The sequence below is a fragment of the Rahnella inusitata genome (genome assembly GCF_965118895.1).
Taxonomy (GTDB): Bacteria; Pseudomonadota; Gammaproteobacteria; order Enterobacterales; family Enterobacteriaceae; genus Rahnella; species Rahnella inusitata_A.
On the sequence record NZ_CBCPJJ010000009.1, the window covers coordinates 45,509 to 57,928 of the forward strand.

General features: G+C 51.9%; 12 protein-coding genes. 6 read left to right on the forward strand and 6 right to left on the reverse strand.

The genetic code is table 11. The features are described from left to right. Positions 1-11: 11 nt before the first annotated feature. Positions 12-557 carry a 1,2-dihydroxy-3-keto-5-methylthiopentene dioxygenase gene (locus ACMHLI_RS08320; RefSeq protein ID WP_413529065.1) on the forward strand — a complete coding sequence of 182 codons (546 nt, stop codon included), beginning with the start codon at positions 12-14 and terminating at the stop codon, positions 555-557. A 145-nt stretch (positions 558-702) separates the two neighbouring features. Here ACMHLI_RS08320 and ACMHLI_RS08325 read toward each other — a convergent pair whose 3' ends face one another. The 4 genes from ACMHLI_RS08325 to mtnA all read right to left on the reverse strand — a co-directional run bounded on the left by ACMHLI_RS08325 (position 703) and on the right by mtnA (position 3,769). After that, positions 703-1,362, reverse strand: a complete 660-nt coding sequence (locus tag ACMHLI_RS08325) for a DUF799 domain-containing protein (protein WP_413529066.1) — start codon at positions 1,360-1,362, stop codon at positions 703-705. Continuing rightward, positions 1,359-1,736, reverse strand: coding sequence for a DUF4810 domain-containing protein (locus tag ACMHLI_RS08330; RefSeq protein WP_413529067.1), 378 nt, complete (start codon positions 1,734-1,736; stop codon positions 1,359-1,361). Before ACMHLI_RS08330 ends, ACMHLI_RS08325 begins: the two co-directional genes overlap by 4 nt. Before the next feature lie 18 nt (positions 1,737-1,754). Then, entirely contained in the window at positions 1,755-2,426 is a 672-nt protein-coding gene (locus tag ACMHLI_RS08335; protein ID WP_112164746.1) for a CsgG/HfaB family protein, read from the reverse strand. Between the two features lie 314 nt (positions 2,427-2,740). Then, positions 2,741-3,769: an S-methyl-5-thioribose-1-phosphate isomerase gene (mtnA, locus tag ACMHLI_RS08340; RefSeq protein ID WP_413529068.1), complete on the reverse strand. Its 1,029-nt coding sequence runs from the start codon at positions 3,767-3,769 to the stop codon at positions 2,741-2,743. A gap of 117 nt (positions 3,770-3,886) precedes the next feature. Between mtnA and mtnK the strand changes: the two genes are divergently transcribed. From mtnK to ACMHLI_RS08355, 3 genes are all read left to right on the forward strand, one after another. Further along, on the forward strand, positions 3,887-5,086 hold the full coding sequence (gene mtnK, locus ACMHLI_RS08345) for an S-methyl-5-thioribose kinase (protein ID WP_413529069.1): 1,200 nt from the start codon (positions 3,887-3,889) through the stop codon (positions 5,084-5,086). A gap of 95 nt (positions 5,087-5,181) precedes the next feature. Next, the gene (locus ACMHLI_RS08350; protein ID WP_213052046.1) at positions 5,182-5,652 is read left to right on the forward strand and encodes a DUF1456 family protein; all 471 of its coding nucleotides are present in this window, start codon (positions 5,182-5,184) and stop codon (positions 5,650-5,652) included. Between the two features lie 292 nt (positions 5,653-5,944). Continuing rightward, on the forward strand, positions 5,945-7,348 hold the full coding sequence (locus ACMHLI_RS08355; RefSeq protein ID WP_413529070.1) for a carbohydrate porin: 1,404 nt from the start codon (positions 5,945-5,947) through the stop codon (positions 7,346-7,348). 129 nt (positions 7,349-7,477) lie between these two features. Here the strand turns inward: ACMHLI_RS08355 and fadE are convergent, their stop codons facing one another. Then, positions 7,478-9,946 carry an acyl-CoA dehydrogenase FadE gene (gene fadE / locus ACMHLI_RS08360; protein ID WP_413529071.1) on the reverse strand — a complete coding sequence of 823 codons (2,469 nt, stop codon included), beginning with the start codon at positions 9,944-9,946 and terminating at the stop codon, positions 7,478-7,480. Between the two features lie 269 nt (positions 9,947-10,215). Here fadE and lpcA point away from each other — a divergent pair, with 269 nt between their 5' ends. Both lpcA and ACMHLI_RS08370 read left to right on the forward strand, forming a co-directional pair. Continuing rightward, complete coding sequence (lpcA, locus tag ACMHLI_RS08365; protein WP_037036516.1) at positions 10,216-10,797, forward strand: D-sedoheptulose 7-phosphate isomerase; 582 nt, start codon at positions 10,216-10,218, stop codon at positions 10,795-10,797. A gap of 26 nt (positions 10,798-10,823) precedes the next feature. Then, positions 10,824-11,591 (forward strand): class II glutamine amidotransferase, encoded by a 768-nt coding sequence (locus tag ACMHLI_RS08370; protein ID WP_413529072.1) that lies wholly within the window; start codon positions 10,824-10,826, stop codon positions 11,589-11,591. Here the strand turns inward: ACMHLI_RS08370 and dpaA are convergent. Then, entirely contained in the window at positions 11,562-12,287 is a 726-nt protein-coding gene (gene dpaA / locus ACMHLI_RS08375; protein WP_413529073.1) for a peptidoglycan meso-diaminopimelic acid protein amidase, read from the reverse strand. The genes ACMHLI_RS08370 and dpaA overlap by 30 nt on opposite strands. Positions 12,288-12,420 lie beyond the last annotated feature (133 nt).

Here is a 12,420-nt window from a genome sequence, read left to right on the forward strand (position 1 = left end):
GAGGGTTGACCATGAGTGCATTGACGATTTTTAGTGACCAGGATCCTTCGGCCCCCGTCTGGGAAAGCCGCGACGGTGACACTATTGCCACCGAACTGAACAAAATTGACGTGCGTTTCGAGCGCTGGCAGGCCGATCGCGATTTAGGTGATAATCCGCAGCCGCAGGATGTCATTGCCGCCTATCAGCATGAAATCGATAAGCTGGTGGCAGAAAAGGGCTACCAGAGCTGGGACGTCATCAGCATGCGCCCGGACAACGAACAGCGCGAAGTACTGCGCACCAAATTCCTCTCCGAGCATACCCACGGCGAAGACGAAGTGCGTTTCTTCGTCGAAGGTGCCGGGCTGTTTTGCCTGCATCTCAACGGCAAGATTTACCAGATCCTGTGTGAGAAGAACGATCTGATTTCCGTTCCTGCGAATACCCGCCACTGGTTCGATATGGGCGGATCCCCGTCGTTCACGGCGATACGCGTATTTGATAATCAGGAAGGGTGGGTGGCGCACTTTACGGGCGATAAGATAGCGGATGCGTATCCGAGGCTGGGGGAGTAATGTTTTTGCCATTTGAAAGGCTATAAACATTTTAAGATTGAATTAGCGGCACAAAAAAACCGAAGGTGGTTTTTATGTGCCGCTCAGATTAGCAGTCTGCTGCCTGAACAGGCTACTTTGTGCACTGCGCAATACCTTAGCGTGCTTAGCGCGTGACCGTTTTGCCATATTCTGGTGAACGTGGGCCATACAGCAGGCTGTCAGTCTGCGTTGCACTCAGCAGGCGATAGCTGGTGAGCCCAGCAATATCATGACCTTTGTCGGACATTGTGCTGGAGATTTGCTTCACTGCCGCCTGCACCAACATTCCGATGATGCCGCCGTTATTGTTGCTGTTTTCATTGTCCGAGGCTGTGGCGTTGCCGGTCCATAACACTTTGCCATTACGCAAATCGACCAGTTTGGCATTCGCCGTCACGCGCGTTTCGCTGGAAACCACCATATAGGTGCTGCCATAGCTGGTAATATCAATGTACAGCGCAGCGTCCGCACCGAAGATCTCACGTAACTTCGCCGCGCTGACTGAGCGGATATCTTCCGCCGACGTCATGCCGTTCTGCTTGAAGGTTTCTTCCACCACGGCAACCGGGAAAACATAGTAGCCGTCTTCCGCCAGCGGCGTGGTTACGGTGGAAAGCATACTGTGGCTGGCATTGATGTCCGGTGAATGGTTTACCGGCGGCAGTACCAGAATCGATTTCGGCTTGCTCTCTTTAAACGCGGTGTAATCATATCCCGGTTTCTTTGCGCAGCCGGTCAGTACCAGCGTGCAGGCGAGTGTCAATAATACGAATAAACGCTTCATTTGGTTTTCCCTTTATTTTTCAGCAAAAAGTCCATGTAAGTTGCTGATTCAGGGAACAGCCTTTTTTCAGTATTGAATTCCTGAAATGCTAAATCAGTATGACCGGTGTTGGCATAAAGTAATCCCAGCTGGGCGTGCAGGCCCGGTGGAACCGCTTTATTCGTCGCACGGGATTTCTCAATCGATTCTTTCAGTGAGGCGATTTGCTCCTCAGGGCCAACTTTATCGCCCTGATAGTACTGGTATACCGTTGTCTGATAATTGTCCCAGTTATAGAGCGATTTATCCGCCTTTGGAGAACAGCCCGCTAATAATAACAGCAGGGTAATAAGTCCGCCTTTTGCCAGCGTACTTTGGGTTTTGCTTAAGGTCATTTTATAATATCCGTATTATTAATGAGTCGGGCGCCATGCACCGCTTTCGATACCGTTAACCAGATTATTCACCGCTTCACGAATCGCTAAATCCAGCACTTTGCCGTTTAACGTCGAGTCATAGCTTGCAGTACCGCCGAAGCCGATAATTTCGCGGTTGGACAGGGAGTATTCGCCTGCGCCCTGAGAGGAATAAACCACTTCTGAGGTCTGAACATTCACCACGTTCAGGCTGACTTTTGCATAGGCAATTTGTTGCTTACCGCGGCCAAGGATGCCCCACAGCTGGTTGTCCCCCACTTCTTTACGACCAAACTCGGTGACGTCACCGGTGATCACGTAGTTTGCGCCTTTCAGGGTCTGGGCCTGACCTTTAATACCTGCTTCTTCTTTAATTTCCGCCATGTTGGTACGGTCTAACACATTGAAGCGGCCGGTCTGTTGCAGATCGGTAACCAGAATGGTTTTAGACTGATTCCCCAGACGATCAACACCGTCGGAGAAAATCCCGCTCATATAGCTGGAACGGTTATCAAATTTACCGACTGAAATCGGGCTGCGTGGGCCGTTATATTGCGTGTTATAGGAAGCGACTTTCTGGACTTCCAGAGTACGCGAAGATTCTGTAGCACAGCCGGTTAATGTGCCTGCGGTAATCAATGCCGACAGGACCAAAACTGATTTCATCATGTTACTTTTCCTTGTCCATTTTATATATTCAACGAAAGATAAACGTCCGTTAATAATTAAATAACTTAACTAAAATTTTGTGTTTTTGTACGTACAGGTATTTCACTCAAAGGCGGACACAATAAACGAATAGCCAATTTCTGTTGGATGCACGTGCTGAAATAGCCTCAGCGATGGCAGGCAATAAAAATAAAATGGCTAAGAATAATATTAACAGAGAATCTCTTTCGGTTTCCTTACATTTGTACTGTTTTTTTACCTATTGCATAAAAAAACAGCACCCTTCAGGTGCCGTTATATTTAATGAATATTGTTCAAATCAGCGTCTGGTGGAAAATACCTTCTTTCACCTGCTCCGGCGTTACCACGCCGATATCCAGCACCCATCCGCTGATCAATTCCGCCGGTGTTACATCAAACGCCGGGTTGTACACCTGCGCATCCACTGGTGCCCACTGAACGGAACCAAAGCTGCCGGAAACGCCGGTAACTTCGCGCGCGCCGCGCTGTTCAATGGGAATGGCGGCGCCGTCCGGGCAGTGCGGATCGTGCGTGGTATGTGGCGCGGCGACGTAAAACGGAATGCCGTGATACTTCGCCAAAACCGCCAGACTGTAAGTGCCGATTTTATTCGCCACGTCACCGTTGGCGGCGATGCGGTCAGCGCCGACCCAAATGGCATCGACCTGTTTTTGTGCCATCAGGCTTGCTGCCATTGAGTCACAAATCAGCTGATAAGGAATGCCCAGCTCGCCAAGCTCCCAGGCGGTGAGACGTCCTCCCTGTAACAGCGGGCGGGTTTCATCCACCCAAACCTGCTGCACATGACCCAGTTCGTGCGCGCGACGGACAACGCCAATCGCGGTGCCGACGCCTGCGGTTGCCAGCCCGCCCGTATTACAGTGGGTCAGTAAGCGACTGCCGGGCGTAACCAGTGTCGCGCCGTGCGTCGCAATGCTCTCGCATAATGCGCGGTCTTCATCTACTAAACGCAATGCTTCGTCCACCAGCGCGGAAACGAAATCAGGTCGCTGCAAAGCAATTTTCATCCGGTCAAGATTGTTCATCAGGTTCACCGCCGTCGGGCGCGAGGCGCGAAGCCGGTCCAGTGAATGATGCAGCACATCCTGCGGCATGCCGTTTTCGGCCAGCAGTGCCAGAAGCAGGCTGGCGGATAAGCCAATCAGCGGTGCGCCCCGTACGCGCAGGCTGCGGATGTGATCCACCAGCTCACTGACGTCGCGACATTCGCGCCAGTCTGAGCGCTGCGGCAGGGCCTGCTGATCGAGGATCCACAGCTGATTTTCACGAATACGTAAACTGGTGGTTGTGAGGCTTTGCATGGTTGGTTAAATCCTTGTTGCCCGGTTGCATCTGATTACTTATTCTGCCAACATGTTTTATAGATGTATAGACGTCTAAACGCTTTTAAGGCTGAAAAAAGAATTCGAGAGGTCAGGATGTCGCGCTACTACACGTTTACCGCCGCAGATGCCGTTGAATATGCCCGCCAGTTTGGTGGCGTGGCGGATCCGCAATCCCTGGTGACCGCCGATGAAATCGGTGACGGAAACCTGAATCTGGTGTTTAAGATCCGCGATACGGCGGGGAAAAGCCGGGTGATCGTCAAACAGGCACTGCCTTACGTACGCTGCGTGGGCGAATCCTGGCCGCTGACGTTAGATCGCGCCCGAATCGAAGCCGAAACCCTGATTATTCACGGAAAATATTGCCCGCAGCATACCGTCACCGTTTTGCATCACGATGCGGAACTGGCGGTGATGGTGCAGGAAGATTTATCGGATCATCAGATCTGGCGCAGCGAGCTGGTGCAGGGGAAATATTTCCCGCAGGCCGCCAGCCAGCTGGGGGAATATCTGGCGCAGACGCTGTTCCACACTTCCGATTTTTATCAGAACGCGCAGACCAAGAAAGCCGAGGTTTCGCGGTTTACCAACCCTGAACTGTGTCAGATCACCGAAGATCTGTTCTTCACCGATCCGTATGTCGATCACGAGCGCAATAACGTTGATCCGGTGTTGCTGCCGGAAGTGATCGCGCTGCGTGAAGATAAATCGCTGCGTCTGGCGGTAGCTTCGCTGAAACATCGTTTTCTGAGTAAAGCCGAAGCGCTGCTGCACGGCGATATTCACAGCGGCTCGATTTTTGTCGCCGAAGGCAAACTGAAAGCGATTGATGCTGAGTTTGGCTATTACGGCCCGATCGGATTTGATCCCGGTTCGGCTATCGGTAACCTTCTGCTGAACTATTGCGGTCTGCCAGGGCTGGTGGGCGTGCGCGAGGCGGCGGACGGGCGTGAGCAACGCCTGAAAGATGTGCGCGAGCTGTGGCTGAGTTTCACCGAACGTTTCCTGCAGCTGGCGCGCGAGAAATCACAGGATCCGGCACTGGCGGAACCGGGCTACTCGGAGATTTTCCTGCAGGACGTCTGGCGCGATGCGGTCGGCTACTGTGGCGCGGAGCTGATCCGTCGCACCATCGGGCTGGCGCACGTTGCCGATCTCGATACCATCAAAGACGACGCGATGCGTGCCGATTGCCAGCGCCATGCGTTGAGCCTGGGGCAAAAGTTAATTATTACAGCATCACAAATTGATGACGTGGAGTCTCTCATCGCACGCATCCGTCAGTTCAGCTAATCCTGTGAGTTTCTTGTATAATGCCCGCCTTCGAGGTGCGTAGGGGTAAACCCGGTGGCATTTCCTCGGTTTACTTTTAACAGGAATACAGAATTATGATGCACAACCATGTCTTACGCAGCGTCCGCTACATGCTGGATATGAGCGAAGGTCAACTGATTGAGATCCTCAAGACAACGGGCACGCCGGTCAGCCCTGACGTAATGTCCCGTTATCTGAAAAAAGAAGACGAAGAAGGTTATATGGAAGTGCCTGACGAAGTGATGGCCAATTTCCTCAATGGCCTGATTACCTTCAAACGTGGCAAAGACGATCGCTTCCCGGCGCCGGAAGTGGAAAAACGTCTGACCAATAACATCATGCTGAAAAAACTCCGTGTGGCGTTTGAGCTGAAAACCGAAGATTTGATCGCCGTGTTGAATGCGGCGGACTTCAAAGTCTCTGAAGGTGAACTGAGCGCGTTCTTCCGCAAAGAAGGCCACAAGAACTACCGTCCGTGCGGCGATCAGGTTTTGCGCTATTTCCTCAAAGGTCTGACTGCGAAAGTCCGCCCTAAAAAAAGCTGAGTATTGTTGATTCAGCCGATAAATAATTAAATCGTATTTATCTAAATAATCTATTAACGGGGCGCTTTGAATAAAGGCGCCCCGTGTTACGTTTATTGGTTTTGTAGGTGCGAAATTTCGTTATACCAGTTTTACTTCACGTTTCATCGGATAGTATTTTGACAGTTTATTCCTCCCGCCTTTATCTTCTCATCTCGCCAATATTCCTCTGGCTTTTATTCATATAAATATTACAGCTCAATTTAATTAATTGATGAACGTCAATCTGGGTATAAGAAAAGGACATCAACACATGAGAAGAATTAAGCCGATTGCATTATTGATTGGTCTTGCTGTGTCGGGTTCCGCGCTGGCTTCTGGTTCGTCCTCCAGTCTGGAAGCCCGAATGGCACTGCTTGAGCAACGTCTTCAGCAGGCTGAGGCTCGGGCAGATACAGCAGAGAAACAGATCCAACAGTTGAAAAAACAAGATGTACAACGCGAGCAGGAAATAGCCAGCGTAAAAGAAGCGACGCCTGTCGAAGTAAAATCTGATGGTATTTCCACAACCAAACCTTTAACGCTTAACGGTTTCGATAATTTGAAACTGTATGGTGACGTGGAATTTAACGTAGACGGCGCAAGCCGCACCGGTCAATTAATATCGGCTAAAAGCGGTGACGGAAATAAATGGGCGGGCAGCAATGAACGCTGGGATGTTAACGGCCGTTTGTTGATTGGCCTTGATGGTTACCGCCGTAATGACAACGGACAATTCTCTGGTTTCTCCGTGCAGCCGACTGCGGATCTCAACGGGTCGACCAATGTCGATGATGCGGCATTCTTCTTCGGTGAAGAGAAAAACTGGATGGCGAAAATTGGACGCTTCGAAGCGTACGATATGTTCCCGCTGAATCAGGATACCTTTATCGAATACTCCGGTAACACCGCTAACGATTTGTACGCTGATGGCTACGGCTATGTGTACATGATGAAAGAAGGGCGCGGACGTAGCGACAGCGGCGGTAATATTCTGCTGAACAAAAATATCGGTAACTGGTATTTCGAGCTGAACACGCTGATGGAAAACGGCACCTCGCTGTTTGCCGATCAAAATTACCACGGCAACAAACTCGAACAGGATAAAAACGTCGCGTACCTGCGTCCGATCATTGCCTGGAAAGGGGATGCGTTCTCCATTGCGGCGGCAATGGAAACCAACGTCGTCAATAATGCTTACGGTTATAAAAACGATCAGGGTGAAACCATCGATCAGTCCAAACGTAACGGTTACGGTATGACGATGACGTGGAACGGTCAGAAAGCCGATCCGCAGGATGGCATTGTGGCGAACCTGAGTACGGCGTACATGGATGCTTCCGACGAGAAAGACTTTACCGTCGGCACCAATGCGCTGTGGAAGAACTTCGAACTGGGTTACATCTTCGCGCATAACCGCATTGAAGAGTTCAATGCCAACGGCCTGCGTCCGGTGGATAACTATAACGCCGGTGATGACTGGTTCAGCGAACCGGGCAGCTACGATATTCATACTATCCACGCGAGTTACCTGATCCCGAACGTGATGGACATGAAAAACTTCAACGTCTATCTGGGCGCGTATGTGTCGATGCTGGAAGCAGATAAAAACTACAGCAACGATAACGACAGCGATCAGCGGTATGGCGGGCGTGTCCGCTTTAAATACTTCTTCTGATTACCCGTCAGATTTCGCGCTGCCGCCTTTCTGCAACCCGAATTATTTAGGGTAATCCTCAGAAAGGTTGAAAACAAAAAGCCTGAGTGTGTGAACACCCAGGCTTTTTTGATCCGTTACTCTTTGGGATTACGCGGCTTCGGTATGACGCGGTTTCGCTTCATCCTTTTTTACGCTGGCTTCCTTTTGCTTTGGCTGGTGTGCGGCCAATTCGTGCGGTTCGAACTCGTCAACGTTGATAGACCGCAGACGGCTCTCTTCCGCGCGACTAAGAATACGCGCATCGTCGGCGCTCAGATGACCGGCATCCAGACCTTTTTGCGCCAGAATATCCAGACGGGTGAACGGCAGCTTTTTCCCCATCGCCTCGCACAGGCGTTTATGAACCGGTTCAGCAGCCAGAATATCTTCCAGCGCCTGCTCCAGCAGACCGACCGGGTTGTGCTCGCTTGGCGTCAGATACTGACCGCGACCGATGCGGCTGCGGGTTGCGGATGGCACTTGCAGAATACGCGCCAGTTCGTGATCCAGACGGTCGGACGGTGCCGCGTGAGTGCCGCCGAGCGGGAACACCACCAGACGCATCACGCCTGCGACCAAGCGGTTCGGGAAGTTACGCAGCAAATCGTCAATCGCCACTTCTGCCTGATGCAGACAATCCTGCACGCCCCAGTGAACCAGCGGTAAATCAGCTTCGTGACAACCTTCTTCATCAAAACGTTTCAGCGTGGCGGTCGCCAGATACATCTGGCTGAGGATATCGCCGAGGCGCGCCGAAATACGTTCACGACGTTTCAGGCTGCCGCCGAGCACGCCCATCGACACGTCGGCCAGCAGCGCCAGGTTGGCACTCAGACGGTTGATGTGCTGATAGTAGCGGGCAGTGGCGTCGTTCACCGGCGTATCGCTGGTACGGCCGCGGGTCAGGCCGAGCCAGAAACTACGCATCGTGTTGCCGCCGACGTGGCCAAGATGTCCGAACAGTGCGCGGTCAAAATCAACCAGATCGTTTTTCTCTGCCGCCGCCATTTCACGCAGAACGTAAGGATGACAACGGATCGCGCCCTGACCGAAAATAATCATGCTACGGGTGAGAATATTGGCACCTTCAACGGTAATCGCGATTGGCGCGCCCTGATAGGTACGGGCCACAAAGTTGCTTTTACCGAGCATAATGCCTTTCCCGCCGGTGATATCCATTGCATCCATCACGGCGCGCTGGCCACGGTGCGTACAGTGGTATTTCACAATCGCCGACAGCACCGCCGGTTTTTCGCCAAGCATGATGCCGTTGGTGATAAGCGTCGCCGCAGCGTCCATCACGTAAGCGTTACCCGCAATGCGCGCCAGCGGTTCTTCGATACCTTCCATTTTGCCGATCGGCAGTTTGAACTGACGGCGGATATAGGCGTAAGCGCCGGTCGCCAGCGCCAGTGATTTCAGGCTGCCGGTTGAGTTGGATGGCAGCGTAATGCCACGGCCAACCGACAAACATTCCACCAGCATACGCCAGCCCTGGCCGGCCATTTTCGGGCCGCCGATGATGTAGTCGATAGGCACGAAGATGTCATTACCACGCGTAGGGCCGTTCTGGAACGGGACGTTAAGCGGGAAGTGACGATGGCCGATTTCTACGCCTTTAGTATCCGTTGGGATCAGCGCACAGGTGATGCCCAGTTCTGTATCATTGCCGAGCAGGTGATCGGGATCTTTCAGTTTGAACGCCAGACCGAGCACGGTGGCAATCGGGGCGAGCGTGATGTAACGCTTATTCCACGTCAGGCGCATGCCGAGCACTTCTTTGCCCTGCCACTGGCCTTTACAGACGATACCGAAATCCGGGATCGCACCGGCATCAGAACCGGCTTCGGGGCTGGTCAGCGCGAAACACGGAATTTCCAGACCTTCGGCCAGACGTGGCAGATAGTGATCCTTTTGTTCTTCAGTGCCGTAATGTTGCAGCAGCTCGCCCGGACCGAGGGAATTCGGTACGCCGACGGTGATCGCCAGTATCCCTGATACCCCCGCCAGTTTCTGTAAAACGCGCGCCTGAGCGTAAGCGGAGAATTCCAGACCGCCGTACTCTTTCTTAATGATCATCGCGAAGAAGCGATGTTCTTTCAGATACGCCCACAGCTCCGGCGGCAAATCGGCCAGTTCATGGGTTATCTCAAAATCATTCGCCATGCGGCAGGCTTCTTCCACCGGCCCGTCGATAAAGCGCTGCTCTTCTTCGGTCAGGCGTTGTTCCGGGTAATCTTGCAACTTTTTCCAGTCTGGCTTACCGCCAAACAGATCGCCTTCCCACCACGTCGTACCGGCTTCAATGGCTTCTTTTTCCGTGCGGGACATGGCGGGCATGACCTTGCGGAAGGTGCGAAGCGCCGGTCCCGAGAATAATGCGCGGCGTACGGCAGGGATGTTCAGTGGCACCAAAATGATCGCCAGCGGCAGCAACAGCCACAGCGTCCACAGGTTGATTGCGCCCATCACGGCGGTAAACGCCAGCAAAATCAGGCTGCTAAGCGGGAGATTGACGCGGTGATAGAACAGCGCGCCCAGGATAACGACAAATGCAACAATGCTAAGAACCATCATAGTAAAGCCCCTGAGTAGTAGGAGGTCTGACCTGTTGTAGGGATATAATGGTTTTAGTCCATGCTCATTTCTTTATCAATGTGTTTACATACTAATTACAACACAGCTCACAAACCGGCCGCACGAAGCGTCAAAAATGGAAACTATCGGAATCATTACCGCTTCATTGCTTCTCGGCGATCCGCCGATCCGTTACACTGCACAGCGGAAAGTTTTATTGCTATCGGCCGCGTACAACACGGCTGCAAATGGACATAAAAGAGGTTGCTATGTACCAGGACATTATCCGTACTGAACTGAACGAAGCTGCTGAAACGCTGAATAAATTTATCAGCGATCCGGCAAATATTGAGTCTATTCAACGTGCAGCAGTACTGCTGGCAGATTCCTTTAAAGCGGGCGGGAAAGTGATTTCCTGCGGCAACGGCGGTTCCCACTGCGACGCTATGCACTTCGCGGAAGAACTGACGGGCCGCTACCGCGAAAACCGTCCGGGCTATCCGGCGATTGCGATTTCCGACGTCAGCCACATCTCTTGTGTCGGCAACGATTTCGGTTACGAATACATTTTCTCCCGCTATCTTGAAGCCGTAGGCCAGAAAGGCGACGTGCTGCTCGGCATCTCGACTTCAGGCAATTCTGGCAACGTGATTAAAGCCATCGAAGCGGCCCGTGCCAAAGGCATGAAAGTCATTACCCTGACCGGTAAAGACGGCGGCAAAATGGACGGTTCTGCCGACGTGGAAATTCGCGTTCCGCACTTTGGTTTTGCAGACCGTGTGCAGGAAATCCATATTAAAGTCATTCATATTTTAATTCTCTTGATCGAAAAAGAGATGGCGAAGGCATAAGACCTTTGTTGTAAAGGAGGCGGGAGATGTGCGAATTGCTCGGGATGAGCGCTAACGTTCCTACTGATATTTGCTTTAGCTTCAGTGGATTAGTGCAGCGCGGTGGCGGGACAGGCCCGCATAAAGACGGTTGGGGCATTACCTTTTACGAGGGGAATGGCTGTCGTACTTTTAAAGATCCGCTGCCGAGCTTTAATTCGCCCATCGCCCGCCTGGTTCAGGAATACCCAATCAAATCTTGTGCGGTAATTTCCCATATCCGTCAGGCAAACCGTGGCGAAGTGGCACTGGAGAATACCCATCCGTTTACCCGCGAACTGTGGGGCCGCAACTGGACCTATGCACACAACGGTCAGCTGCGCGGTTATCGCCAGCTCGATACCGGCACGCTGCGCCCGATAGGTCAGACCGACAGCGAATATGCTTTTTGCTGGCTGCTGCACAAGTTGACGGAACGTTATCCGCGCCGGCCTGCGAGCTGGCCTGCGGTATTTCGCTATATTGCGTCGCTGGCGGATGAGTTACGGCAGAAAGGGGTGTTTAACATGCTGTTGTCGGACGGGCATTTTGTGATGGCCTATTGTTCGACAAATTTGTATTGGATCACCCGCCGCGCCCCGTTTGGCAAGGCCACGTTGTTAGATCAGGATGTGGAGATTGATTTTCAGCAGCAGACGACACCCAATGATGTCGTCACCGTGATTGCCACGCAACCGCTGACTGCAAACGAAACCTGGAACAAAATTGCCCCAGGCGAGTTCGCGTTATTTCACCTGGGTGAACGCCAGCTGTGAGGACAGCGGGGTATTGGACAGCGGCTGAAGCACTTCATATTTACCGTCAGTCACCACCACGTTCGGTGCCTGATGGTGTTTCTCAAAGTACGCATATCCCGGCTGAAGTTGACGCCAGAAGTTAATGTAGCTTGAGTTTTTATGTGCCTGCATGTTGGCATCCGTCATACGGAACGGGTAAATGCTGATTTGCAGATTACGCTGACCATACTGGAAAGCGGCCTGAACATAGGTGAAAATTTCATCCATGTAGCCGTCGGTCATCGCATAGCAACCAATGGATTTACAGTTACCGTGGATCATCAGGTACTTGCCTGAGTAACCCTGGGAAATGTCATAGGCGTTCGGGAAACCGATATTGATCGCGCGATAAAAGCGGCTGTCTGGTTTCAGGTGGTGGATATCCACATTGTAGAAACCTTCCGGGCTTTTGAAGTCGCCTTCACGACGTTTATTCCCCAAACCACCAGAAAAGTCACAGATGCCATAGCTGCCGATCAGACGAAATTCGCCGTCGAGCTGGGCGTACAATTCGAGTTTACGTTCTTGCTTGAAAATCTGGATATATACCGGAGCGCCTAACAACTGCTTTTTAAGCGCAGCGTTAACCGGGACAGGTTCGCTGGCCACGGCGTAATTTGCTGTAAATAAAGGCAAACTGAGGAGCATCGCAAGGAACAGCGCGATTCTGATCATTCTAAATCCTGCTTAATAATAATTCTGATGTTTTGTCTGAAGATGTCACCATCTTTAAGACCGCCACTGATTGATTCTTATGTACTGACTGTCTGAAACGTTGCCATATTAATACTGATTAAATTTTTAGCAA